24 protein-coding genes are annotated in these 23,466 nt (G+C 68.5%); 9 read left to right on the plus strand and 15 right to left on the minus strand.

Annotation, left to right across the window (positions count from 1 at the left end; all coding sequences use genetic code 11):
• Window positions 1-18: 18 nt before the first annotated feature.
• The 10 genes from dhaM to C458_RS06900 all read right to left on the minus strand — a co-directional run bounded on the left by dhaM (window position 19) and on the right by C458_RS06900 (window position 10,297).
• On the minus strand, window positions 19-405 hold the full coding sequence (gene dhaM / locus C458_RS06855) for a dihydroxyacetone kinase phosphoryl donor subunit DhaM (protein WP_004063261.1): 387 nt from the start codon (window positions 403-405) through the stop codon (window positions 19-21).
• The gene (gene dhaL / locus C458_RS06860; protein WP_004041423.1) at window positions 402-1,100 is read right to left on the minus strand and encodes a dihydroxyacetone kinase subunit DhaL; all 699 of its coding nucleotides are present in this window, start codon (window positions 1,098-1,100) and stop codon (window positions 402-404) included. Before dhaL ends, dhaM begins: the two co-directional genes overlap by 4 nt.
• A gap of 123 nt (window positions 1,101-1,223) precedes the next feature.
• Window positions 1,224-2,222, minus strand: coding sequence for a dihydroxyacetone kinase subunit DhaK (dhaK, locus tag C458_RS06865; RefSeq protein ID WP_008574316.1), 999 nt, complete (start codon window positions 2,220-2,222; stop codon window positions 1,224-1,226).
• A gap of 165 nt (window positions 2,223-2,387) precedes the next feature.
• Window positions 2,388-5,519 carry an isoleucine--tRNA ligase gene (ileS, locus tag C458_RS06870; RefSeq protein WP_008574318.1) on the minus strand — a complete coding sequence of 1,044 codons (3,132 nt, stop codon included), beginning with the start codon at window positions 5,517-5,519 and terminating at the stop codon, window positions 2,388-2,390.
• A 509-nt stretch (window positions 5,520-6,028) separates the two neighbouring features.
• Window positions 6,029-6,637: a hypothetical protein gene (locus tag C458_RS06875; RefSeq protein ID WP_008574321.1), complete on the minus strand. Its 609-nt coding sequence runs from the start codon at window positions 6,635-6,637 to the stop codon at window positions 6,029-6,031.
• A 63-nt stretch (window positions 6,638-6,700) separates the two neighbouring features.
• Window positions 6,701-7,156 (minus strand): hypothetical protein, encoded by a 456-nt coding sequence (locus tag C458_RS06880; protein WP_008574323.1) that lies wholly within the window; start codon window positions 7,154-7,156, stop codon window positions 6,701-6,703.
• Window positions 7,157-7,219: 63 nt separating this feature from the next.
• Window positions 7,220-7,702, minus strand: coding sequence for an acyl-CoA thioesterase (locus tag C458_RS06885; RefSeq protein ID WP_008574324.1), 483 nt, complete (start codon window positions 7,700-7,702; stop codon window positions 7,220-7,222).
• 60 nt (window positions 7,703-7,762) lie between these two features.
• Window positions 7,763-8,206, minus strand: a complete 444-nt coding sequence (locus C458_RS06890) for a bifunctional nuclease family protein (protein ID WP_004041429.1) — start codon at window positions 8,204-8,206, stop codon at window positions 7,763-7,765.
• 81 nt (window positions 8,207-8,287) lie between these two features.
• Window positions 8,288-8,905, minus strand: a complete 618-nt coding sequence (locus C458_RS06895) for a winged helix-turn-helix domain-containing protein (RefSeq protein ID WP_008574325.1) — start codon at window positions 8,903-8,905, stop codon at window positions 8,288-8,290.
• 63 nt (window positions 8,906-8,968) lie between these two features.
• Complete coding sequence (locus C458_RS06900; RefSeq protein WP_008574326.1) at window positions 8,969-10,297, minus strand: glycerate kinase; 1,329 nt, start codon at window positions 10,295-10,297, stop codon at window positions 8,969-8,971.
• A 53-nt stretch (window positions 10,298-10,350) separates the two neighbouring features.
• On the opposite strand from C458_RS06900, the gene C458_RS06905 reads away from it, so the two are divergent.
• Together C458_RS06905 and C458_RS06910 are read left to right on the plus strand one after the other, a co-directional pair.
• A complete protein-coding gene (locus tag C458_RS06905; RefSeq protein WP_008574327.1) occupies window positions 10,351-12,030 on the plus strand; it encodes a TraB/GumN family protein in 1,680 nt (559 codons plus the stop codon).
• Window positions 12,027-12,650: a SpoIVFB-type metallopeptidase gene (locus C458_RS06910; RefSeq protein WP_008574328.1), complete on the plus strand. Its 624-nt coding sequence runs from the start codon at window positions 12,027-12,029 to the stop codon at window positions 12,648-12,650. The genes C458_RS06905 and C458_RS06910 overlap by 4 nt, the downstream gene beginning before the upstream one ends.
• A 460-nt stretch (window positions 12,651-13,110) precedes the next feature.
• Here the strand turns inward: C458_RS06910 and C458_RS06915 are convergent, their stop codons facing one another.
• Window positions 13,111-13,347: a hypothetical protein gene (locus C458_RS06915; RefSeq protein ID WP_004063251.1), complete on the minus strand. Its 237-nt coding sequence runs from the start codon at window positions 13,345-13,347 to the stop codon at window positions 13,111-13,113.
• A gap of 415 nt (window positions 13,348-13,762) precedes the next feature.
• Here C458_RS06915 and purM point away from each other — a divergent pair, with 415 nt between their 5' ends.
• Together purM and C458_RS06925 are read left to right on the plus strand one after the other, a co-directional pair.
• Window positions 13,763-14,737 (plus strand): phosphoribosylformylglycinamidine cyclo-ligase, encoded by a 975-nt coding sequence (purM, locus tag C458_RS06920; RefSeq protein WP_008574329.1) that lies wholly within the window; start codon window positions 13,763-13,765, stop codon window positions 14,735-14,737.
• Window positions 14,738-14,809: 72 nt separating this feature from the next.
• Entirely contained in the window at window positions 14,810-16,114 is a 1,305-nt protein-coding gene (locus C458_RS06925; protein ID WP_081603259.1) for a cytochrome P450, read from the plus strand.
• A gap of 48 nt (window positions 16,115-16,162) precedes the next feature.
• Here the strand turns inward: C458_RS06925 and C458_RS06930 are convergent, their stop codons facing one another.
• Window positions 16,163-16,702 (minus strand): CBS domain-containing protein, encoded by a 540-nt coding sequence (locus tag C458_RS06930; protein ID WP_004041437.1) that lies wholly within the window; start codon window positions 16,700-16,702, stop codon window positions 16,163-16,165.
• Between the two features lie 67 nt (window positions 16,703-16,769).
• Window positions 16,770-17,129 (minus strand): DUF555 domain-containing protein, encoded by a 360-nt coding sequence (locus tag C458_RS06935; RefSeq protein ID WP_004041438.1) that lies wholly within the window; start codon window positions 17,127-17,129, stop codon window positions 16,770-16,772.
• Window positions 17,130-17,486: 357 nt separating this feature from the next.
• On the opposite strand from C458_RS06935, the gene C458_RS18395 reads away from it, so the two are divergent.
• Both C458_RS18395 and psmB read left to right on the plus strand, forming a co-directional pair.
• Window positions 17,487-17,660: a hypothetical protein gene (locus tag C458_RS18395; RefSeq protein ID WP_004063248.1), complete on the plus strand. Its 174-nt coding sequence runs from the start codon at window positions 17,487-17,489 to the stop codon at window positions 17,658-17,660.
• Between the two features lie 148 nt (window positions 17,661-17,808).
• Window positions 17,809-18,540 (plus strand): proteasome endopeptidase complex subunit beta, encoded by a 732-nt coding sequence (psmB, locus tag C458_RS06940; protein ID WP_008574332.1) that lies wholly within the window; start codon window positions 17,809-17,811, stop codon window positions 18,538-18,540.
• A gap of 111 nt (window positions 18,541-18,651) precedes the next feature.
• Here psmB and C458_RS06945 read toward each other — a convergent pair whose 3' ends face one another.
• Both C458_RS06945 and C458_RS06950 read right to left on the minus strand, forming a co-directional pair.
• Entirely contained in the window at window positions 18,652-19,029 is a 378-nt protein-coding gene (locus tag C458_RS06945; protein WP_008574333.1) for a hypothetical protein, read from the minus strand.
• A gap of 87 nt (window positions 19,030-19,116) precedes the next feature.
• Window positions 19,117-20,646 (minus strand): hypothetical protein, encoded by a 1,530-nt coding sequence (locus C458_RS06950; protein WP_008574334.1) that lies wholly within the window; start codon window positions 20,644-20,646, stop codon window positions 19,117-19,119.
• A gap of 118 nt (window positions 20,647-20,764) precedes the next feature.
• Between C458_RS06950 and ligA the strand changes: the two genes are divergently transcribed.
• The 3 genes from ligA to C458_RS06965 all read left to right on the plus strand — a co-directional run.
• On the plus strand, window positions 20,765-22,522 hold the full coding sequence (ligA, locus tag C458_RS06955) for an ATP-dependent DNA ligase LigA (RefSeq protein ID WP_008574335.1): 1,758 nt from the start codon (window positions 20,765-20,767) through the stop codon (window positions 22,520-22,522).
• 73 nt (window positions 22,523-22,595) lie between these two features.
• A complete protein-coding gene (locus C458_RS06960) occupies window positions 22,596-22,946 on the plus strand; it encodes a hypothetical protein (RefSeq protein WP_008578200.1) in 351 nt (116 codons plus the stop codon).
• 123 nt (window positions 22,947-23,069) lie between these two features.
• Window positions 23,070-23,466 (plus strand): MBL fold metallo-hydrolase (locus C458_RS06965; protein WP_008574337.1); only part of this gene is annotated, 397 nt, incomplete at its 3' end.

Genomic DNA, 23,466 nt, shown 5'->3' on the forward strand with positions numbered 1-23,466 from the left:
CGGGTCGTCCCGGCCGGGTCAGTTCAGCTTCCGGTAGTCGCGGGCGTCCTCGGCGCGCTCGACGACCGAGTCGAGCGTCGCCTTCTTGCTCGTCGTCTCGACGGCCGCGTTGAGCGTCCCCTCCAGCACCGGCGCGTCCGCGATGACCGCCTCGGAGTCCATCGCCATCTCGATGGCGAGTTCCGCGTTCATCACGGCGCTGCCGAGGTCCACGAGGACGACGACGCCGTCGCCGTCGTCCGCCTCCTCGATGCCCTCGCGGATGCGGTCCGGCGAGGTTCCGATGCCGTCTTCGTCGCCGCCGGCGGGGACGATGCGGGCGTTGCCGCCGCCCATCTGCGCCGCGACCTCAGCGATTCCCTCGGCCGCCTTCGCGCTGTGCGAGACGACGACGAGGCCAATCATTCGCCCCTCCCGACTGCGTCTTCGGCCCGCGCGTCGCGGTCGACCTCGCCGTCGAGGTACTCCTCGGCCGTTTCGAGGAGTTCTTCGAGGATGAACAGCGTGCTCGTCGCGCCGGGGTCCTGATGGCCGACCGAGCGCCAGTCGAGGAACGACGCGCGGCCCTTCATCGCCTTGATGGGGACGGTGAAGGCGACGCCGCGCTCGGCCGCGTCGACGGCCTTGGCGAGGGCTTCCAGCGGCGGGAGGTCGTCCTGCTCGATGGACTTCTTGTAGGTGTGGACGGCGGGCACGAGCGCGTCGACCATCGTCTTCGCGCCGACCTGCGCGCCGCCGCGGTCCTTGACCTTGTCGAGGTACGCCTCCGCGAACGCCACCGACGACTCGGCGGTGATGCCGTCTTCGAGCTCTTGGCTGGCGAACATGATAGAGCCGCCGTAGAGGGGGCCGGAGGCCCCGCCGACGTTCGAGATGAGCGTCGTGCCGACGTTTTTGACGACCTCGTTCGGCTCCATCTCGACGAACTCCTCGCGCTTGTCGGCGGCCTTGCCGAAGCCGCGTTCCATGTTCGCGCCGTGGTCGGCGTCGCCGATGGCGGAGTCGAGATCCGTGAGATACTCCCTCTCCTCGGCGAGGCGCTCCGCGACGTTGTCGAGCGCGTCCAGCACCGCTTCGCGTTGTGTCTCTGCGTCAGCCATGGCTGACCTTCGTCGGCCGGGGGTTAATCCCTTGTCCCGCGGGACTGTTCTGCCGCGAAAAACCGGTGACGTGTCGGGGGTCGCCGTCGCTAGCTCGCGGCGACCGACGACGCGGCGCGTCGCTTACTCGGTGACCGTCAGGCCGGGTGTCTCCGCGGGCGCGCCGAGCAGTTCCTTCAGTTCGTCGTCGACGCGGAGCACGGAGACCGAACAGCCCATCATGTCGAGCGAGGTCATGTAGTCGCCGACCCACGCGTCCCACGCCTCGACGCCGCGGTCGTCGAGGATGGACTGGAGCTTGCGGTTGACGATGTACAGCTCCGAAAGCGGCGTGCCGCCCATGCCGTTGACCATCGTCACGACTTCCTCGCCGTCGTCGAGGTCGAGGTCGTCGAGGACGTTCTCGGTCAGGTGTTCGGTTATCTCGTCGGCGCTCATGACCTCCGCGCGCTCGGTGCCCGGCTCGCCGTGGATGCCGATACCGAGTTCGATTTCGTCCTCACCGAGGTCGAACGTCGGCTCGCCCTTCTCCGGCGTGACACAGGAGGTGAGCGCCATCCCCATCGTCCGCACGTTGTCGACGACCTTCTCCGCGACCGCTTTGACCTCGCTGAGGTCGCCCCCCGCGGCGGCCTTCGCACCGGCGCACTTGTGGACGAAGATGGTGCCCGCGACGCCGCGGCGACCCGAGGTGTACAGCGAGTCCTCGACGGCCACGTCGTCGCTGACGACGACCTGCTCGACATCGACGCCCTCCATGCCGGCCATCTCGGCGGCGGTATCGAAGTTCATCACGTCGCCCTCGTAGTTCTTGACGACGCAGAGGACGCCCTCGCCCGCGTCCGTCGCCTGAATCATCTCGTTCAACTGGTCGGCCGTCGGGGAGGTAAAGACCTCACCGGCCGCCGCGCCGTCGAGCATTCCGTCGCCGAGATAACCCGCGTGCGTCGGCTCGTGGCCCGACCCGCCGCCGGAGACGACCGCGACCTTCCCCTCGACCGGCGCGTCGTCGCGGACGAGAACGTTCGTGCCGTCGAGCCGGCGCAGTTCGGGGTGCGCCGCGACCATCCCGTCGAGCATCTCGTCTACGACCGCTCCGGGTTCGTTGATGAGTTTCTTCATGACTCACCGTCCCTCACGTTCGATGAGGCCAAAAGTGTTGGTCAGTCGGAAGTCGAGGCGGTCGCCGTCTGCGAAAAATCGGTGGTAAGCACCCTCCATTTCGCGGGTCGCGGCGGCGGCCGAACGCCGGCGGCGACCGGGGAGGGACGGAAGCGCGCGACCGCCTCAGTCGAGTTGCGTGACCGCGATAGTCACCGACACGTCCTCGACGTCCCACGTCTCGACCGTCTCGCCCTCGGCGCTTCCGAGGTCGAACTCGCGGGCGCGGACCTCCTCGGCGATGAGGTCGCTGTTCTCCGCGACGAAGCCGGCGACGCGCTCGTCGTCGACCGCGAGCGACACGTCGATTTCGGCCTCGACGTCGAGGTCGAGCTGTTTGCGCATCTCCTGAATCCGGCGGATGACATCGCGGGCGTAGCCCTCGGACTCGATGTCGTCGGTGAGTTCGGTGTCGACGTAGACCGTGCCGCCCTCGAAGTCGGCGCCGCTGACGTGTTCCGGCGGTTCCGCGCGGTACGAGACCATCTCGTCGGTGAGGTCGTACGTCTCGCCGTCGACCTCGACGCCCGATTCGACCGCGGCGCGCGAGAGTCCTTCGACGGCCTCCATTATCTGCTGGGCGTCGGCGCCGAACTCCGGCCCGATGACGCTCATCTGCGGCTCGGCCGTCTCGACGAGTTCGTCGAAGACCTCGAGGACCTGCACGTCGCGGGTGTTCACGCGCTCCGCGAGGAGGTCCGAAAGGGCGTTGACCGCCTCAGCGACGCTGTCCTCGTCGGACTCGACGACGATTCGCGAGACGGGCCAGCGGAGTTTGCGGCCGCCGAGTTGGCGGGCGTGCGCCGCGGCCTCCTCCACGTCGCGGAGGACGGCCATGTTGGCCTCCAGTTCCTCGTTTCGGAGCTCCTCGTCGGCCTCGGGGTACGACAGCATGTGGACGCTCGTCTCCGAGCCGTCGAGCCGCTGGTACATCCGCTCGGCCATGTAGGGCGCGTAGGGCGCGATGAGCCGGATGGACTCCGAGAGCACCGTCGAGAGCGTGGCGTACGCGCCGAGCTTCGACGCCGAATCCTCCTCGTCCCACATGCGCTCGCGGATGGCCTTCACGTAGAAGCGCGACACGTCCTTCGTGATGAAGTCGAGGAGCGCGTTGAGCGCGGTGGAGACCTCGTAGTCGTCCCACGCGTCGGCCATCTCGGCCTCGACGGTCTGGAGCCGCGAGAGCACCCACTCGTCGACGACGGTGAGTTCGCCCGCAGAGAGGTCGGCCTCGGCGGGGTCGTAGCCGTCGAGGTCCATGTACGGAAGCGGGAAGCGGAAGACGTTCCAGAAGATGTTGAGCGTCGACTGGGTGTCCGCGAGGCCGTCCCACTCGAACGAGAGGTCGACGCCCTGCTGGTCGTGGCTGAGGAGGTAGGCGCGAAGCGGGTCGCGGCCGGCGCGGTCGATAGCCTCCTCGGGCGTGACGATGTTGCCGACGGACTTCGACATCTTGCGGCCGTCCTTGTCGTTGGCGAAGCCGTGCATGATGACCTCCTTGTACGGCGACTCGCCGGTCGCGGCGGTGCCCATGCCGAGTTGCGACCAGAACCAGCCGCGGGTCTGGTCGTGCGCCTCGATGATGAGGTCGGCGGGCCACAGCTCGTCGTAGGCGTCCGTCTCGCCGGGGAAGTCGAGGGTGCCCCACGTCGCGACGGAGGAGTCGATCCACACGTCGAACACGTCGGGGACGCGCTCGTAGGTCACGCCGTCTTCGGTGATGGTGATGGGGTCCACCGAGGGCCGATGGAGGTCGACCGTCTCGGGGTCGATATCCTGGTCGGCGCGCTCGGCCAGTTCCTCGCGCGTGCCGACGACAATCATCTCCTGTGCGCCCTCGGCGTCGGCGTCCTGCGGAACCCAGATGGGAAGCGGGATGCCCCAGTAGCGCTGCCGGGAGACGTTCCAGTCGGGCGCGTCGCTCACGAAGTCGCGGAAGCGGTTGTCGCGGGCCCACTGCGGGTGCCACTCCGAGTCCTCGATGTTGTCGAGAAGCTGGTCTTTCACGTCCGTGACCGTGATGAACCACTGGTCGGTGGCGAGGAAGATGATGTCCGTGTCACAGCGCCAACAGTGACCGTATCGGTGGTCGTGCTCGCCAGCGTGGAGCAGGTGGCCGAGTTCGTCGAGGTCCTCGATGACTTCGGGGTTGGCGTCGCGGACGAAGGTGCCCGCGTAGTCGCCGCCCTGCTCCGTGAACTCGCCTTTGTCGTCGACGGGGACGAACACGTCCAAGCCGAGTTCCTGCCCGCGGGCGAAGTCCTCCTGCCCGTGGCCGGGCGCGGAGTGGACGAGGCCCGTGCGGTCGGCCTCGACGTAGTCGGCGGTGTACACCTGTCTCGCGCCCTCGAAGTCGGCGTACTCGTCGACCACGCCGTCGAGCGGGTGGTCGTACTCCCAGCCGACCATCTCCTCGCCCGTGACCTCCGAGAGCACCTCGTAGTCCTCGTAGCGACCCTTCTTCAGGACCTCCTCGACGCAGGGTTCCGCGAGGTAGAGCACCTCGATTTCGCCGTCCTTCTCGGCGCGGACCTCCTGATACGTCATCTCGCCGTCGACGGCGACGAACGTGTTGGCGGGGATGGTCCACGGCGTCGTCGTCCAGATGACGAGGTTGCCCTCGCGGCCCTTCAGCGGGAACTTGACGTAGATAGAGGGCGAGGTGATTTCGTCGTACTCGACCTCGTTGGCCGCGATGGCGGTCTGACAGCGCGGGCAGTAGTTGACGCTGCGCTTGCCCTGTTCGACGAGTCCGTTTTCAGCGACCTTCGAGAAGGCCCACCACGCGGACTCCATGTACTCGGGCGACAGCGTCTGGTAGGGGTTGTCCCAGTCCATCCACGCGCCGATGGACTGGAAGTCCTCGTCCATCGCCTCGCGGTTGCGGACGGCGAACTCCTTGCACTTCTGGATGAACTGCTCCATGCCGAACTCCTCGATATCGCGCTTCGAGGTGAAGCCGAGTTCCTCCTCGACTTTGACCTCGATGGGGAGACCGTGCATATCGTAGCCGGGGCGGTCGGTGACCTGATGCCCCGTCATGCGCTTGTGCCGGATGACGGCGTCTTTCAGGGTCTTGTTCCACGCCGTGCCGAGGTGCATCTGGCCGGAGGTGTACGGCGGGCCGTCGACGAAGAAGAACGACGGGTCGTCGGCGTGTGCCTCCTTCGTCGCCTCGTAGGCGTCGTTCTCGTCCCAGTACTCGCCGACGACGGACTCCACGTCCGACGGCGTGTACTGGTCTGCGATGTCTTCCATACCCCGTCCTTCTCGCGGATATATATCAAAACGGCGGGTCTGGTCCGCGTCGGTCGGGCGTTCCGCCGGGTCGGACTCAGACACGGGCGACCCTCCGCCGTCGAGTGGCGGCCCGCCGCGCTCGCGGGCGCAGTCGCCGGGTTGCTGGTCGCTGTCGATGGCCTGTTGGTCGCTGTCGAGACGCCTGTCGGGTGTGAGTCGTGTGTCGTTCCATGCGGGGTTCCGGTGGTCGTGGTCAGGTCACACCGGACGAGAGACCGCTGTCGCTCGGAAGTCGGTACGGACGGGAGTCGAGGATGAGAGATGTGCGAGGCTACTGCCCCGCAATACTGGGCGACGGAGCGACGACCGAGCGTCGGAACTGACCGACCGCGGGCGGGCGGGAGACAGTCCGGCGTCGTCGCATGGTATCCGAAAGCAGTCCCGCGAGGAGTATAACGCTTACTCCGCGGCCGACTGCGACGCCGGCGGCCCCGGCTGCGACGGCGACGCCGACCGCGACGCCGACGCTATCGGTCCGACCAGCGACCGACGCGGTAGGTTGCCACAGTCTGTTCGGGGTCGGACCCGTGGGTCGTGCCGGACTCGTCGTCGCGCTCGAACACCCGGAGCGTGGCGTTCGTCGGGGCCGCCCCCCTCGCAACGTCGAACGTCGAGAGGTGGGTGCAGACGAGCGTGTCGGCATCCACCTCGAACACCTCGGGGTCGGCCGGCGGCGACCGCCGAATCGGGATGTCGGCGTCGCGCCACCCGGTCCACGACGGCGAAAGCGCGGTGTTGTAGAACGCGGCGTCCTCGCGGGGCATCCGGACCTCGAACAGGAGGACGAACGAGTCGCCGTCGGCTCCCAGCAGGTCGTTGGAGTACTGCCCCTGCATCGCGCGGTCGGTGAACACGTCCCGCTGGTCGGCCGGCGGGTCCGAAAAGAGCCACCCGCGGAAATCGGCGTCGTCGGGGAACGACCCGGTCACGTACCGCTCGTCTGCCGGGTGGAGTTTCGAGTGGCCGGTGTCGGCGCGGATTCGACCGCTGGTGGTTCGTCGGGCGTCAGCGAGACAGCCCGAGAGGCCGGCCAGCGAGACGGCGGCCGCGCTCGAAAGGAGGGCTCGGCGGTGCATACCGTCGTGTGACGCGGGAGCGACATAAACGTCAGCCGTAACGTGACGCGAGTTTCCGGCGACTCAGCCGAAGTCCGGCAGGTCGTCGGGCGCTTCGTACTCGGACTCCCAGTCGATGTAGTCGTCTTTGAGCACGTCGCACACGTCCTGTCCGAGTTCGGTGAGGCCGGCGTTGATAGACGACACCTCGCCCCACGAGGTCAGGTCGGGGTGGAGTTCGCGCTCCTTCCAGTCCTCGGGGATGCCGGGAGCGTGGTAGCCGACGCGGTCCGCGAAGTCGTCCCAGAAGAAGTCGAAGTGGGAGAGGAGGTCGAGGTCGAGGACGATTTCCCACTGCGCTTCGGTGACGGGCGTCTCCGCGGCCCACGCCTCGAAGGCGTCGGCCCACGCGCCGGCTTCGAGGAACTCCTCCAACTCGGCGCGCTTGAAGTCGGCGTCGGCCGCCACCTGCGCGTCGTCGTACTGGTTCGGGTCCACCGTCGGGAGCGACGGCGGGGCCGGGACGGGAACGTCGAGCATGGTCGCCAGTCGGTCGCCGCCGGGGAAAAGAGTTCGGCGCTGTCGTCGGCGGGAACGTCCGCCTTACTCCATGCGCTCGATGACGGATTCGAGCTGGTCGGCGCGGGCGGCGACCGCCTCGGCTCGGAGTTCCGCTTCCTCGTCGGTCTCGCAGACGAGTCGGGGCACGGGCGTCGGCTTCCCGTCGTCGTCGAGGGCGACGAACGTCAGAAACGACGTGGTCGTCTTCCGTCGCTCGTCGGTCTTCGGGTTCTCGGCGTGCACGTCGACTTTCACGTCCACGCTGGTCCGACCGACGTTGAACACGTACGCCTCCATGACGGCCACCTCACCGAGGTCGATGGGGCTGATGAAGTCGACGTGGTCCATCGACGCGGTGACGCACTGGCGGTTCGAAAAGCGCATCGCCGCGATGGCCCCGCAGATGTCCATCCAGTGGAGGACCGCGCCACCGAGGGCTCGCCCGAGGTTGTTGGTGTCGTTCGGCAGGAGGAGTTCGGTCATCTCGGTGCGTGACTCGTCGAGCGTCGCGGTGGGTTCGCTCATGCGAGCAGGGTCACGCCGAGGGGGCTTGAAATCGTGGGGCGCGGCGGCGACGGCCCCGGGTCACTCGTCGAAATCGGCGTCGAACGCCTCGGGCGACTGGCCGGCGGCGTCGAGCACTTCGTCGGAGACGAGAATCGGGCAGTCGACGCGAATGGCGAGGGCGATGGCGTCGCTCGGGCGCGCGTCGAAGACGACCGACCGCGCCTCGCCGTCGTGGTAGCGCTCGGCGTCGACCTTGGCGAGGAACGTGCCGTTCGAGAGGTCGTCGATGCGGATGCTGTCGATTGCCCCCCCGAACTCCGTCACCATCTCGACCAGGAGGTCGTGAGTCAGCGGGCGCTCGAACTGCTCGCCGGAGAGACCGAGTTGGATGGCCTGAGCCTGGTCCGACGTGATGACGATGGGCAGGAACTCGTCGCGCGCTTCGAGGACGACCGCCGGCACGTTCGAACCGTCTTCGCCGACGCCGACCCCGATACCGCGGACCACGGCACGGTGTTTCATGCTACGTTGTAGTTGGGGGGAGTACGAATAGTTACCCCAGCGCGAATCGCCGGCCCGGTCGCCGTCGGCTCCCGCGGGGCCTCACCGTCGGGCGAACTGGACGGCCGCGACGACGAGCAGGATGACGAGGCCGCCGGCGAAGAAAGCGAGCCCCGGCGGGACGACCTGCGCCGCCGCGGGCGCGGCCTCCGCGGCCATCGTCGAGACCGCCCCGGCGTCGGCGGACTCCGCGGCACCGCTACCGCCGAGGACGCCGACTCCGCGCGTGGCGACCCACTGGACGAGCGCCGACAGCAGCGCCAACACGGCGACGCCGCCGAGCAGGCCCGTCAGCATGGACGCGAGTCCCGTCCGCGTCTCCTCGCCGGCGGCGACGACGACGAGCGGCCTGTCGGCGGGCGCGTACACCTTCATCTCGCGGCCCTTCTCGGAGTAGACGGTGTCGACCACCTCGACGAGGCCGGCGTCGTCGAGCTTTCGGAGGTGATACTGGACGTTCTGGAGCGACGTGTCGACGCGTTCCGCGAGCTCCGCGGCGTTCGTCGGCTCCTCGTGGAGCGCGGCGAGCACGCGGCGGGCCGTCCCCGACGAGAGCGCCGACAGGAGGTCCGAGGCCTCGTCGTCTTCGAGTCCGATGACCCGCGGGGAGGATTCGTCCGCGGCGGAGGTGTCGGGGGTGGAGGGCAACAAACCGGCCATACGGGGGGTACTCCGCCGGAGGATACAAACCTGTTGTCCCGCCGCCCGGAGAATCGCCGGCGCTCAGACGCCCTCGCTGACCACGAGGACGCGCAGGTCGTTGACGTTCGTCCCCGTCGCGCCGGACTCGACGAGCGCGCCGGCCTCCCGGAGCACCGGGAGCGCGTCGTTTCTCGCCAGCGCGGCGTGGGCGTCGCCGGCGGCGACCGACGAGGCGTCAACGACCGCGCCCGCCACCTCGGTCCCGCCGTCTTTTCCGTCGCTGTCGATGCTGGCGAGGACGGTCCCGTCGGGGAGTTCCGCGGCGGCCGCGAGGCAGAATTCGAGGTTCGGCCCGCCGTCGCCGTCGCCGCGGACCGTCACGGTGCACTCGCCACCCGAGAAGACCACCGCGGGCGCGGTAATCGGGTTCCCGGTCGCCAGCGACTCCTCCGCGACGGCGACGTGAGTCTTCGCCGCCTCGCGCGCCTCGCCGCGCACGCGAGAGGAGAGGATGAGCGACTCGTACCCGCGGTCGTCGGCCACCTCGCGGGCGGCGTCGAGCGCGGTGAACGTGTCCGCGAGGACGTGATTCGTCACCCGCTCGAACACCGGGTCGCCGGGCTTCGGCGTCTCCGGGATGTCGCCCGCGGAGCCGCGGGCGAGGCGCGTGCGGACCGATGTCGGCACGTCGAGGTCGAAGCGGTCCAGCACGTCGAGGGCGTCGTCGTAGGTCGTCTCGTCGGGCGCGGTCGGGCCGGAGGCGATGACGCCGAGGTCGTTTCCGACCACGTCCGAGAGGACGAGGCCGACGACCGTCGCGGGCGCGGCGAGGCGCGCGAGGCCGCCGCCTTTCAGCGTCGAGACGTGCTTTCTGACCGCGTTGAGGTCGTGAATCTCCGCGCCGCTTTCGAGCAGCCTGTCGGTCGTCTCCTGCAACTCGGCCAGCGAGATGTCTTCGGCGGGGGCCGGGAGAACCGCGCTCGCGCCGCCCGTGATGGCCGCGAGGACGAGCGTCCGGTCGTCGAGGTCCGAAAGGAGGTCCACGAGTCGCCGGGTGCTCTCGACGCCGCGCGCGGAGGGGACCGGGTGGTCGCCGGGGAGTCGCTCGATGCGTCCGTCGGGGCTCGGCGTCGGGTCGGGGGTCACGACGACGCCGTCGTCGATGCGGTCGCCGAGGACGGCTTCGAGGGCGTCTGCGACGCCGTTTCCGGCTTTTCCCCCGCCGACGACGAGGATGCGGTCGTAGGCGGTCAGGTCGTACGTCTCGCCCGCGACGGTCAGCGCGTCGCCGTCGAGCGACACCGACTCGCGGACGACGCGGTCGGGAAGGACGGCCTCGACGCCGGCGCGGAGGCAGTCGATGGCCGTCTCGTGGGCGGGCGTCGGGGTTCGCGCGTCGAACTCCTGCATAGTTCGTGGGAGATGCCGACACGGATAAAAACCGTGGGGCGGTACACCCGGCGATGAACGATTCGTCGCCCGGCGAGGGCCACGTCCGCGTCGTCGGCACGGCCCACGTCTCGGCCGACAGCGTCAGAGAGGTCGAAGAGACCGTCAGGGAAGACCGTCCCGACGTCGTCGCGGTCGAACTCGACGAGGGGCGCTACCGACAGCTGAAGGGCGGAACGCCCGACGACATCGAAGCGCGCGACCTGCTCCGCGGCAACACCGTCTTCCAGTTTATCGCCTACTGGATGCTGTCGTACGTCCAGTCGCGGATGGGAGACAAGTTCGACGTGAAGCCCGGCGCGGACATGCTCGCGGCGGTCGAGACCGCCGAGGAAGAGGGTCTCGACGTGGCGCTCGTCGACCGCGACATCCAGGTGACCATCCAGCGCTTCTGGCAGCGGATGGGCACGCTCGAAAAGATGCGCATGGCCGGCGACCTCCTGTTCGGGGTCGCCGACGCCCGCGGGGTCGGCGCGGTGTTCGGCATCGCCGTCGGCGTCGTCCTCGGGCCGCTCGTCGGCCTGTTCGGGGGCGCGGTCGGCGTCACCGACCTCCTGTTGACGCGCACGGCCACGGCCGCAGTGTTCGGTGGCGTTGCCGCGTACCTGCTCTACACCGTCGCCTCGTTCTCTCTCGACGGCGACGACGCGATTCTCGCGGGCCTCGGCGGCGGCGCGGCAATCGGTATCGTCGCCGGCTTCGGCCTCGGAGTCGGCACCGGCCTCGTCTCCGGACTCCTCGGGAGCCTCGGCACCGCCATCGTCGGCAGCCTCGTCATCGGCGTCCTCGCGGGCGTCGTCGTGGGCGTCACCGTCGGCGCGGTCCTGAACGCCTTCGGCCTGTTCGCACCCGTCGAGGGCGACGCCGACCACGAGGAGTTCGACATGGCCGAACTGACCGACGGCGACGTGGTTTCGGCCATGATGGAGGAGTTCCGCCGGTTCAGCCCCGGCGGCGCGGAGGCGCTCATCGACGAGCGAGACGCCTACATCGCCCACCAGCTCGTCGCGCTCCGGCAGTCCGGCCGGCACGTCGTCGCCGTCGTCGGCGCGGGCCACCGCGAGGGCATCGAGAACTACCTCGAACACCCCGAGACGCTCCCGCCGATGGAGTCGCTCGTCGGCGTCGCGGAGAAGGACGGCTTCCCGTGGGGCAAACTGCTCGGATTCGGCGTTACCGCCGTGTTCGTCGCCTTCTTCGTCCTCCTCGCGATGGCCGGCGTCGGCAACGAACGACTCCTGACCATCTTCGGCGCGTGGTTCCTCATCAACGGCGTGTTCGCCGCCGCGCTCGCCAAGGTCGCCGGCGCGCGGTGGACTTCCGCCCTCGTCGGCGGCCTCGTCGCGTGGATGACCTCCATCAACCCGCTTCTCGCGCCCGGCTGGTTCACCGGCTACGTCGAACTCCGCCACACGCCGGTCAACGTCGGTGACATCGGCACGCTGAACGAACTGCTCGACGACGAGGAGACGCCCATCGTCGAGCTCGTCGGCCAGATGTTCGACGTGCCGCTGTTCAAGCTCATCATGGTCGTCGCCATGACGAACATCGGGAGCATCGTCGCGAGCTTCCTCTTCGTCACCTACGTCATCCCCGTCATCGCCTCCGACCTCGGCGGCGTCGCGGGCGTGACGAACCTGATGTTCGAGGGCGCGCGAAACAGCGCCGACCTCATCTGGAGGTCCCTGACGTGAGCGTCTCGTTTTCCTCGCGCGAGCTCCGCGACCTGCTCGTCGCGTGGGTCGCCCTCGGCCTCGCCTTCGCCATCTTCTTCGCCGGCGGCGGCAACCGCACCATCCAACTGCTGACGAACGGGTCGTTCGGTCTCGCGCTCGTCGTGAGTCTCCTGACGGCCGGCGTGGGCTTTCTCCTCCACGAGGTCGCCCACAAGGTCGTCGCCGTCAGGTTCAATCAGGTGGCCGAGTTCCGCGCCGACTACGGTATGCTCGCGGTCGCCATCATGAGCGCGCTCGTCGGGTTCATCTTCGCCGCGCCCGGCGCGGTCTACCACCGCGGCGTGCTCACGGAGCGCGAACACGGCCTCATCGCCCTCGCGGGGCCGGTGACGAACCTGCTGCTCCTCGTCGCGTTCGCGCCGGTGCTCGTCGTCGGCGTCCTCGTCGGCTCCGACGTAATCCGGCTCGTCGGCTCGCGCGGGCTCATCATCAACGCCTTCCTCGCGGCGTTCAACATGCTCCCGCTCGGCTCGCTCGACGGCAAGACGGTCCAGTCGTGGAGCACGCCGGTGTTCGCCGGCGTCCTCGTCCTGTCGATTCTTCTCACCGTCGGCCTGTTCCTGTTCGTCGGGTTCTGAGCCGACGGGAGTTTCGGACGACCCCCGAACGCTCGATTTCCAGTTCGTCTCGTTCTCGAAGTCGCGAGCGACCGCGACGGTCGCGACGCGGGGCGGAGAGTACTCGGAGGAGTCGGAGCACTCAGGGGTGAATGAGGGAGAAGGGGACCGCACGAGTACAAGCGGGACCGGTCGCCGTCGAGGTCGGGATTCGGGGACGCTCGCGGCCGTGGAGTGCAGTTCGGGACGCGGGGTTGGATTGGGCTGTGTCGGATGTGGGCAGAGGTTGGCTGAGGTTGGCAGGGGTGAGTTGGGGTGGGCTGAGATGGACTGAGGTCGGTGTTCGGGTCGGAGTCGGGCAGGTGGGCTGGTTTGCGGGCGGTTCGCGGTCGGGCAGGGGCAGACGCGCGCCGTGAGGGGGGCCTGCGTCGGCGGGGAACCGAGACGAATCCGGGGTGGTCGTCCGCGTCGAGGATCGCGGTTACTGCTGGCCGTGGTCGCGCCCGAGGACGAGCGCGACGGCGTGGAGGGCGATGAGGCCGGCGAAGAGAGGGAGTTCGCCGGTCGAGAGGCCGCCGCTGAGGACGGGCAGGTACGCGAGGGGCAACGCGACTGCCGACCAAAAGGCGACGGTTTCGAGGGGGGCGTACGCGAGGCGACCGACGGTCGATGCGAAGTCGAGCGCGATCGAGTCGTTCGTGGAGGGGATTCCGGACATCGTCACTTCCGCATACGACAGGGACCATAATATAAGGGGCCGAGCGTTACCGTGAATTCGGGACCTTTTTCGACCGTTCAGGGACGAGTTACGGAAGACATTCTCTTTTCGTAACGTTTTATAAACGTCTCAAATCGCTCGAGAATGTTTATTCGCTCGTTTCGTGCTTTTTCGCAAATATTGCAATAGCTGTTGATTATTCAACAACATTATCTCGGAACCGGCGATTAGGAGGGTCGTATCGGGGAGCGTCTCGGAGCGCGCACGCTCGGCAGGAAGTGGGTAACCGAAGGGGGCGACGCCGGCCCATCGTCTATCCGTCGTCGGCCGGGTCGCCGGCGAACGCTCATCTATGCGAGAACGTGTATGATTCGTACCCTGTGATTTTATATTTCGGCCTATCTCGTACACGAACATGACGAACGACGACTCCGACGGGATGACCTACGCCGACGCGGGCGTCGACATCGAAGCGAGCGAGGCCGCGACCGCCGCGCTCGTCGCACAGGTCGGCGGCGGGCCGGGCGACTACGCCGGCCTGCTCGACATCGGCGACCGCTACCTCGGACTCGCCACCGACGGCGTCGGCACCAAACTGCTCGTCGCCGAGGCGCTCGACGACTACTCGACGGTCGGCATCGACTGCATCGCCATGAACGCCAACGACCTCGTCGCGGCCGGCGTTCGGCCCGTCGCGTTCGTGGACTACCTCGCGGTCGACGCCCCCGACGAGACGTTCGCCGAGCAGGTCGGACGGGGCCTCGCCGCGGGCGCAGAGGAGGCCGACATCGAACTCGTCGGCGGCGAAACCGCCGTCATGCCCGAGGTCATCAACGGTCTCGACCTCGCGGGCACCTGCGCGGGACTGGCGAAGAAAGACGCCATCTTCCCCGGCGAGACCGAGGAGGGCGACGCGCTCGTCGGCTTCCCGTCGTCGGGCATCCACTCGAACGGCCTCACGCTCGCCCGCAAGGCCGCGACGGCCGACGGCGACTACGACGACGCGTGGGACGGCGACGACTACGACACCGTCGGCGAGGCGCTCCTCGAACCGACGCGGCTCTACACCTACCTGCTCGACGACCTGCGCGCCGCCGGAACCAACGCCGCGGCCCACATCACCGGCGGCGGGTGGGCCAACCTCGAACGCATGGGGGAGTTCCGCTACGTCGTCGACGACGCGTTCGACCCCCAGCCGGTGTTCGGGTTCGTCCAAGAACGCGGCGGCGTCTCCGACGAGGAGATGCACACGACGTTCAACATGGGCACCGGCTTCGTCGCGGCCGTCCCCGAGGAGAACGCCGAGGCGCTCGTCGAGACGACCGACGGCCGCGTCATCGGGCGCGTCGAAGCGGGCGAGGGCGTCTCGATTCGCGGCCTCGACCTCTGAGGCCGGACCGAGCGCCGAATCGAACTGTTCGGTGAGAAGCAGTATTTTACCGACGTTCGCCGTAGTGGTGGTGTGACTCCACCGCCACCGACTCCGAGCGGCCTCCCGCTCGTGGGCCACACCGTCGGCTTCGCGGCCGACCCGTTCGGCTTCGTCGCTGACCTCCTCGCGGACCACGGCGTCGAGGACGCGGTCGGACTCGACGTGGTGGGGATGGACGAGTTGTACGTCCTCGCCCACCCCGACCACTTCGAGCGGGCGTTCGTAACCGACCGCGACTCAATCGTCAAGGGCGGCGAGTTCGAGGCCGCCTTCGGCGACGCCGTCATCGCCGCCGAAGGCGACGAGTGGCGGCGACAGCGCGACGAGCTAGACCCCTTCTTCCGCTGGGACCGGGTCGACGACTACGCGTCCGTGATGCGCCGACAGGTCGAGCGCCGCCTGCGGACGTGGCCAGACGCGGGAACGCTGTCGCTCGAATCCGAGATGAAGGCGGTCACCTTGGACATCATCTTCGCCACCATCCTCGGCCGGGAACTCGACCGCGACGGGGACGAGCGAATTCGGGCGGCCGCAGACGGTCTCAACGGCCGCTTCGCGCCCGCGTCGTGGGTGTTACCGTCGTGGGTGCCGACCCCGAGCAGACGCCGGTTCGACCGAGCCGACCGGGTCCTCCGCGAGGAGGTTCGAAAGCTGGTCGAGACTGCCGACGACGAGAGCCTCACGCGCCGACTCGCCGACGCGCTCGGGACCGACGCCGACTACCCGGCGACCGTCGAGTCGCTGGAGAACCAGCTCGTGGGCATGATTTTCGCCGGCCACGAGACGACCGCGCTCGCGCTCACCTACGCGCTGTACCTGCTCGCGACGCACCCCGAGACCCGCGAGCGCGCCGCCGCAGAGGTCGACCGCGTCGTGGGCGACGGCCCCGTGACCGCCGAGGCGACCCGGGAGCTTCCGGTGCTCGAACGCGTCATCAAGGAGACGATTCGGCTCTATCCACCGGTCCACACGCTCCCGCGGGAGACGGCCAAGCCGTTTCCCACCGGCGACCGGGTCGTCCCGGCGGGCACGGACATCCACCTCTCTATCATCCGCATCCACCGCGACGAGCGGTGGTACGACGACCCCCTCGCGTTCCGGCCCGAGCGATGGGACGACGAGACCGACCGGCCCGCCTACGCCTATCTCCCCTTCGGGGCCGGCCCGCGGAGCTGTCTCGGGCGGGCGTTCGCGCTCACGGAGGCGAAAATCGTGCTCGCAACCGTCCTCCGGGACTTCGACCTCGACTGGGACGGCGACGGAGAACTGGAAATCACGCCCGAAATGACAACCCAGCCGAAGGGAGAAACGCCGCTCGTCGTCCGGCGGCGGTGAGTCCGCAGCGGCGGGCTGTCGGGGACCGACCGTCGGTTCGGGGCCGCCTCAGATGTGGGCCGCGATGTCGGCCTCGGTGATGATACCGACCGTCTCGCCGCTCTCGACGACGATGATGGCCGAGTTGTGGTCGAGGTAGACACCGATTTCGTCCAGCGTCGTCTCGGGTTCGACGGTCGTGACGCCCTCGGACATGACCTCGTTGACGGGGCGGTCGGTGACGTCGTCCTCCTGGACGTGGCGGATGTCGGCGTTCGAGATGATGCCGAGCGGGCGGCCGTTCTCGATGACCGGAAGTTGGGAAAAGCCGGCGTCGAGCATGATGTCGCGCGCCTCGCGGACGGAGTTGTCGGGGGCGACGCTCCGGACGGTCGTGTTCATGATGTCTTCCGCGCGCACGATGCGACCCTCGGCCTCGTCCAGCGCCTCGACGATGCGCCGGAGCGTCGAGAGGCGCGGGTCGACGTCGCCGCCCTCGATGCGGGCGATGAGCGGCTGGGAGACACCGGCCATGTCGGCGAGTTTGCTCTGCGTCAACTCCAGGGAGTTCCGCCGTTCCCTGAGGTCCTGCGGCGTGGGGAGTTCCATGCCGGAGTGATAACCCGTAGTTATGAAAAAGTGTTCCGGTCGCTCACCGGAGACGGGAGTCGCGGCGTTACTGCTCTTCGTCGGAGTCGAACTCGCGGATGTCGATGACGTCGAGGGGAACGTCGCGGAGCGCGCCGCCGACCTCGCTTTTCGCGATGCGGGAGGCGTGCTTCTCGCCGTCCGCGTTGAAAATCTTGATTTCGAGGAGCAGGCCGACGAGCGCGGTGTTGGCCGCGATGAACGCGGAGTCGAACGGTTCGCCACAGGCGGGACAGGGCGTCGCGCCGACTTCGACCTCGACGTACTCCTTGTCCTTCTGGTTGAGTCGCTTGCCGGCCTCGCTGACCGCGACGCCGATGGCGTCGTCGATGTCTTCTACGTCCCGGACCAACCAGGCCGCCTCCATCGCGACGAGATAGTTGCTCATACACACGTTACGCGCCGGTGGGGTTTCGTGTCTTGTGGTTCGGGCGTCGGGGCGCGTGGGATTCACACGCCCGACGCGCGCACCGACCGGGGCGCGTCCGAATCCGCGATGCGTCCGAATTCGCGACACTCCCGCCGCCCGACCGGGACGCGCACGACCCGCGCATGCCACGGTGATTATCGCTATAACTTATAGAAAAGCACTCCGCGGGTCACGCGCGACCCACGCCGAATAGTCGGTCTAGTTGGAGTAGAGACAAGTGCGCTTTAATCGGCAGACAGCGTCGGGGTAGAGGGCGGGCGGCTGAGAGAAGATTTATATACCGGCCCCCCCCGAGCCTCGACTGAGGACACGGTGATGATACCCCGCTTAACGAAGTACGTCCTGTTCGCCGCCTACCAGCTATCGGTCGCGATGGGCATCGCGCTGCTCCCCGTCGCGCTCGCCGCCCGTCGGATGGGCGTGACCCTGCCGATTCGCCGGCTCGTAGAGACGACCGGAACCGCCTACGAACGCGCTGCGGCTCGCTAACCCGCCTCGCGCACCCCCCTCCTTCCGACGCCGCTCACCGCGAGCGACCGCCTCGCGCGGCCGCCGACGACGCGCGTCTGACGCTTTGGCACCGGCAACGGAGAGGTGAAGGGTTGCATTTATCAGCGCCGAAGTGCAATCGCTGACAATGCGTACCCCGACTCACGACGAGTTCTCCGGCCGTCTCGACTCGCTGAACGGCGACCGCTCGAACGTGTTCGGCCCCGAGCTCGGCGAGTTCTCGAACGCCGACCGCCGCGCCGACGAACTCGGTGACAAAGAGACGAAGACCGGAACGACCACCGTCGGTATCAAGACCGAAGAGGGCGTCGTCCTCGCGACCGACATGCGCGCGAGCATGGGCTACATGGTCTCCTCGAAGGATGTCCAGAAGGTCGAAGAGATTCACCCGACGGGCGCGCTGACCATCGCCGGCTCCGTCTCGGCCGCCCAGTCGCTCATCAGCTCTCTCCGCGCCGAGGTCCGCCTGTACGAGGCCCGCCGCGGCGAGGACATGAGCATGCAGGCGCTGTCGACGCTCGTCGGCAACTTCCTCCGCTCGGGCGGGTTCTACGTCGTCCAGCCCATCCTCGGCGGCGTCGACGAGACCGGCCCGCACATTTACAGCATCGACCCCGCCGGCTCCATCCTCGAAGAGGAGTACACCGTCACCGGCTCCGGCAGCCAGTACGCCCTCGGTGTGCTCGAACAGGAGTTCGAAGACGGCCTCAGCATCGAGGAGGCGAAGGGAGTCGCCACGAAGGCCATCCGCTCGGCGGTCGAGCGCGACCTCGCCTCGGGTAACGGCATCAACATCGCCGTCGTCACCGAGGACGGCGTCGACATCCAGCGCCACCAAGACTTCGAAGGCCTCGAATAAGTCGCCCGCAGTCGGCGGTTTCTCTCCGTTTTCGCGATTCGTGACCGGCGGGACTGGCCGGACTCCCGCGGTGGGCTCCCCGCGACGAAATCCCCACGTCGTACCCCTCGCTCAGTCGCCGCCCGGAAGCGGCCGCAAGAGCCCGTACCACGCCCGGTAGACGACCACGCCGAGGACCCGTCCGAAGCCGAGGCTGTACGTGAACGACTCGGTGCGGGGAAGCAGTCGGCGCTCGACCGCGATACCGACGAGGCTGACGACCAGCCCGCGACGCCGATTCGACCGAACCTTCCAGCAATCGCGGTCGTACGCCCACACCTGTCCGATTCCCCACGCTCCGCCGACGGCGATACCGCCCGGCGACAGCGGCGTCGGCTCGTGGGACTCGTCGTCGCTGGAGCGGAGCAGACGGCGCATCGACACCATCCAGAGCGCGGTGAGAACTGCGATACCGAATTCGAAGACCGCTCTCGTCCGGCGGGAGACCATACGCGGTCTTCGCGGGACGCAGTAATAGTTATTTCTCCGACAAAACGTGAGAGCGTCGGCGGCCGGCGAGAACGACCGCGAGCGTCGTCAGAACCAGTCCGAGAACGCGCCTTCGAGCAGCGATTCGGACTGCCGTTCGACGTACTCGCGTTGCATCTCGCGGAGCGCCGCCCCGAAGTCGCCGCCGCCGTTGAGGGCGTCGCGGACGCGGGCGCGCTTCCAGTCGGCCGGCGTGACGCCCGTCTCGACGCGCTTGCGCAGGGGTTCGAGGTAGTAGTTGGCCTCCTCCTCGGAACAGCCCGCGAGCCGAAGCCCGTCGCGAGCGTGGACGAGCAGGTCCTCGTAGAGCGCCGCGCCGGTCACGTCGTCGCCGTCGACATCTATCCACCGTAGGTCGCCGTGCGGCCCCTCGCGCATCGCGGTGTAGAAGTTCTCTTCGGCGGTCTCCCAGTCGAGGCCGATGACGGGGTGGTCGAGTCGGGGGAGCCGCTCCATGAGTCCGGCGAAGGCCGCCTGGAACGCCACCGAATCGCGGACGGTCGGCTGGCCCGCGATGGGTCGGAACTCGATGCGGGCGTTGGCCGACGACCGGGACGCGCCGTCGAACACCGGGCGGACCCACCGCCAGTAGGTGCCGTGTTTCCGGCGGAGCGTGGCGAAGTCGTCGTCGAAGCGGTCGCCGCGTTCGACCGACATGGGGACCATCGTTGAGTCCTCGACGACGCGGTCGACCGCGTCCTCGACGGTGTCGAGGTCGCCGGGGAAGGCGACCTTCTCGTGGTCGCCGGAGTTGAGCACCGACTCGAACACCGCGATGCGGTTTTCGTCCCACCCGTCGTCGAGAATTTCGTCGGCCGTCGCGTCCTCGTCGTAGAGGTCTGCGGGGAAAAATGGGGAGTTGACGCCGAGCGCGAGCAGCGGTCCGGCGACCCGCAGCGCGTAGTTGAAGTGGTACGGCAGGTCGTCGGCGTGCGGGACCTGATAGTGCGGCTGGATGGACGTGATGAGCGCCTCGGGCATCACGGTGTCCGCTTTCAGCGAGACGTGCGGCGCGTCGAGCGTGAACGACGCCGGGGCGGTCGGCCCGTTCGCCATCGCGTGGTAGCGCACGGAGTTGCTCATGTTCGTCGCGAGGCGGACGCCCCCGTCGGTGACGGAGTCGGTCAGATACTCGCGGGCGCTCTCGCCGGCCGGCGGGATGCTCCACATCCCGTCGGAGACGAGGCGCATCCCCTCGGCGGCGGCGCAGTCGAGCGCGGCGTCGAGTCGGGCGCGGACCTCGGACTCCTGCGCGCGGAGTCCGTGGGGGTTCAGCGGCTGGGGGCTCGTGGTCATCTCGGCGTTGTGGAGTCCGAGTTCCTTCTCGAAGCCCATGAGGCCGAGCAGGCGGCGCGGGACCCGCATGAGCGCGTGCACGTCGTCTTCGCTCGCGGACCAACGACCGTCGGAGACGGCGTAGAACTCGTACTCCAAGCCGACGATTGACTGGTGGTTGTCGAAGGTCCCCTCGCGCAGTTCGCGCTTGAGCACCTCGGCGTCGGCTTTCGCTTGCGCTTCGAACTCGGCCGCGTCGACCGCGAGCACGTCTTCGACGCGCTCTGCGAGGTCGTCGCTCATACCCGGCGTTCTGGCGTCAAACGCCTTCAAGTTCCCGGCACTCCGGACGTTCGACAGCGAATCACATCCCCGACGACTGTCGAGACGCTTTTGCCCCGCGCGGCGGTACCCACGGACGATGCAGTTCGCCGAGTTCGCCGCCCGCGCCGCCGAGATAGAAGCCGAGCCAGCGGACCTCGCGGTCGTCTCGCTCCTCTCAGACCTCTTTTCGGACGCCGGCGACGACCTCCCGACGGTCGCGCGGTTCGTCCAAGGCCGCGTCTTCCCGGCGTGGGACTCGACCACGCTCGACATCGGCCCGCGGCTCTGCCACGAGGCCATCGCCCGCGCCGCCGGCCCGAACGTCTCCGCCGACGACGTGGAAGACCGCCTCGCCGACCGCGGCGAAATCGGCGCGGTCGCCGCGAGCTACGACTTCGGCGGCCAGCGCGGCCTCGCCGCCTTCGGCTCGGGCGGACAGGACGGACTGACCGTCGCCGAAGTCGATTCGGAGCTCCGCGGCCTCGCGGCCGCCTCCGGCTCCGGCAGCGAGGAGACGAAGCTCAAGACGCTCTACGGCCTGTTCAACCGGACCGACCCCGACGAGGCGCGCTTCCTCGCGCGGCTCGTCCTCTCCGAGATGCGCATCGGCGTCGGCGAGGGGACCGTCCGCGACGCCGTCGCCGAGGCGTTCTTGGTCGCCCCCGCGGACGCCGCCGCCATCCGCGACGACGACGCCGACTCGGAGACCGAAGCCGCCGCCCGCGAGCGCAGAAACGAGGCCATCGCCGCCGTCGCCCGCGCCTTGCAGGTGTCGAACGACTACGGCATGGTCGCCGGACTCGCCCGCGACGAGGGCGAAGCCGGCCTCGACGGGGTCCGCCTCGAAGTCGGCCGCCCCGTGCAAGCGATGCTGGCACAGGCCGGTACCGCCGCCGACGCGCTCGACGAGTGGGGAACCGCCGCGGTCGAGACCAAGTTCGACGGCGCGCGCGTGCAGGTCCACCGCGACGCCGACGGCGAGGTCTCACTGTTCTCGCGCAACATGGAGGACGTGACCGACGCGCTCCCCGAGGTGGTCGAGTTCGTCGCGGACGCGGTCGACGAGGCGGTCATCCTCGACGGCGAGGTCGTGGCGATGGACGACGACGGCGAACCCCTCCCGTTTCAGGAGATTCTCCGGCGCTTCCGCCGGAAGCACGACGTGGGGCGGATGCGCGAGGAGATCCGCGTCGAACTCCGGGCGTTCGACTGCCTGCACGCCGCCGGCGACGACCTCCTCACCGACCCGCTGTCCGCCCGCCACGACCGACTGACCGCGGTCCTCGGCGGGGACTCGGCCGCCGTCTCCGACCTCCTTCTGACCGACGACCCGGACGAAATCGCCGCCTCCGAGGCCGACGCCCTCGACGCCGGCCACGAGGGAATCATGCTGAAGAACCCCGACGCGCCCTACTCGCCGGGCGACCGCGGGAAAAACTGGCTGAAGCGCAAGCCCGACGTGGAGACGCTGGACCTCGTCGTCACCGGCGCGGAGTGGGGCGAGGGCCGCCGCGCGGAGTTCCTCGGGACGTTCCTGCTTTCGGTCCGCGTCGAATCCGAGTCCGGCGACGACGCCTTCGAGACCATCGGCAAGGTCGCCACGGGCATCACCGACGAGGAGTTGGCCGAACTGACCGACCTCCTCGAACCCGAAATCGAGCGGGAGTCCGGCAAGGAAGTGGACATCCGCCCGTCGGTCGTCTTCGAAGTCGGCTACGAGGAGATTCAGGCGTCGCCGACGTACTCCTCGGGCTACGCGCTTCGGTTCCCGCGGTTCGTCACCGTTCGCGAGGACAAGACCGCCGAGACGGCCGACTCGCTGGCGCGCGTCGAGCGACTGGCCGAGGCGCAGTAGGCGGCGTTCGAGGCGAGTCGCGCCCGAAGAGCTTTATTGTTCGTGTGCAGACAGCTTTGGACGGTGGTTCCCCATGAATCTTGACGCCCTCCTGAAGCCGGTTCTCCTCTATACGGGCCTCCTCGGTCTGCTCACGGTCGGCGCGGTATATCTAGCCACGCACTCGGGGATGTATATGCTCGCGTTGACGGGGGTCGGCGTGCTGCTCGTCGTGCTCGGCGGCGGCGCGGTCGGGCAGATGGGCCCGAGCAACGTCGAACACGCGGGCGAGAAGGGCGGGACGAACCGGGTCGTCTCGAACGCGGGGCTGTGGTCGCCCGTCGAGACGGACACCTCGCTCCGACTCGCACTCCTGTGCTACGGGGCCGGCGTGTTCCTGTGGAGCCTCGTCGTGTTCGGCGTCCTGCGCGACACGCTCGTCTGAGCGGGACCCCGCGAATCCGCCACCCGCCACCCACTACCCACCACCCGCTACCCGCCACTCGCCCGAACCGGCCGACTCGCCCCGAGAGCCGCGCTTTTGACCCCTCGGTTCGAGGTATCGCGTATGACCATCAAACACGACGGCCTCGACGTGTCGTGGCTCGGCTACGCGACCGTCAGAATCGAGTCGCCCGACGGCTTCGTCGTCTACTTCGACCCCGGGCGCTACGGCGTCCTCGACGACTACTACGCCCGCGACGGCGATCTGATTTTGGTCACGCACAACCACCACTACGACTCCGACGCCATCGAGCAGGTCGCAGACGCCGACGCGACCGTCGTCGCGTTCGAGGGGGTCGACGCGGCGACTATCGACCGCGACGTGGTTCCGGTCGAGGACCTCCCCTACGAGACGGTCCGCGTGGACGAGGAGGCCCACCTCACCGTCGGTGAGGTCGACGTGTGGTCGCTCCCGGCGTTCAACGACCCCGACGGCCCGCATCTCCGCGACGGCGACGTGG

This window comes from Haloferax sp. ATCC BAA-644 (assembly GCF_000336975.1).
Classification (GTDB): domain Archaea; phylum Halobacteriota; class Halobacteria; order Halobacteriales; family Haloferacaceae; genus Haloferax; species Haloferax volcanii.

Coding starts and splice junctions, on each gene's coding strand:
- C458_RS06915 (WP_004063251.1), bottom strand. CDS start 13,347: ATGTCCGGAATCCCCTCCACGAACGACTCGATCGCGCTCGACTTCGCA.
- psmB (WP_008574332.1), top strand. CDS start 17,809: ATGCGTACCCCGACTCACGACGAGTTCTCCGGCCGTCTCGACTCGCTG.
- ligA (WP_008574335.1), top strand. CDS start 20,765: ATGCAGTTCGCCGAGTTCGCCGCCCGCGCCGCCGAGATAGAAGCCGAG.
- dhaL (WP_004041423.1), bottom strand. CDS start 1,100: ATGGCTGACGCAGAGACACAACGCGAAGCGGTGCTGGACGCGCTCGAC.
- C458_RS06905 (WP_008574327.1), top strand. CDS start 10,351: ATGAACGATTCGTCGCCCGGCGAGGGCCACGTCCGCGTCGTCGGCACG.
- C458_RS06880 (WP_008574323.1), bottom strand. CDS start 7,156: ATGCTCGACGTTCCCGTCCCGGCCCCGCCGTCGCTCCCGACGGTGGAC.
- C458_RS18395 (WP_004063248.1), top strand. CDS start 17,487: ATGATACCCCGCTTAACGAAGTACGTCCTGTTCGCCGCCTACCAGCTA.
- C458_RS06875 (WP_008574321.1), bottom strand. CDS start 6,637: ATGCACCGCCGAGCCCTCCTTTCGAGCGCGGCCGCCGTCTCGCTGGCC.
- C458_RS06890 (WP_004041429.1), bottom strand. CDS start 8,206: ATGAAACACCGTGCCGTGGTCCGCGGTATCGGGGTCGGCGTCGGCGAA.
- dhaM (WP_004063261.1), bottom strand. CDS start 405: ATGATTGGCCTCGTCGTCGTCTCGCACAGCGCGAAGGCGGCCGAGGGA.
- purM (WP_008574329.1), top strand. CDS start 13,763: ATGACGAACGACGACTCCGACGGGATGACCTACGCCGACGCGGGCGTC.
- C458_RS06945 (WP_008574333.1), bottom strand. CDS start 19,029: ATGGTCTCCCGCCGGACGAGAGCGGTCTTCGAATTCGGTATCGCAGTT.
- C458_RS06950 (WP_008574334.1), bottom strand. CDS start 20,646: ATGAGCGACGACCTCGCAGAGCGCGTCGAAGACGTGCTCGCGGTCGAC.
- C458_RS06895 (WP_008574325.1), bottom strand. CDS start 8,905: ATGGCCGGTTTGTTGCCCTCCACCCCCGACACCTCCGCCGCGGACGAA.
- C458_RS06885 (WP_008574324.1), bottom strand. CDS start 7,702: ATGAGCGAACCCACCGCGACGCTCGACGAGTCACGCACCGAGATGACC.
- ileS (WP_008574318.1), bottom strand. CDS start 5,519: ATGGAAGACATCGCAGACCAGTACACGCCGTCGGACGTGGAGTCCGTC.
- C458_RS06900 (WP_008574326.1), bottom strand. CDS start 10,297: ATGCAGGAGTTCGACGCGCGAACCCCGACGCCCGCCCACGAGACGGCC.
- C458_RS06930 (WP_004041437.1), bottom strand. CDS start 16,702: ATGGAACTCCCCACGCCGCAGGACCTCAGGGAACGGCGGAACTCCCTG.
- C458_RS06960 (WP_008578200.1), top strand. CDS start 22,596: ATGAATCTTGACGCCCTCCTGAAGCCGGTTCTCCTCTATACGGGCCTC.
- C458_RS06935 (WP_004041438.1), bottom strand. CDS start 17,129: ATGAGCAACTATCTCGTCGCGATGGAGGCGGCCTGGTTGGTCCGGGAC.
- dhaK (WP_008574316.1), bottom strand. CDS start 2,222: ATGAAGAAACTCATCAACGAACCCGGAGCGGTCGTAGACGAGATGCTC.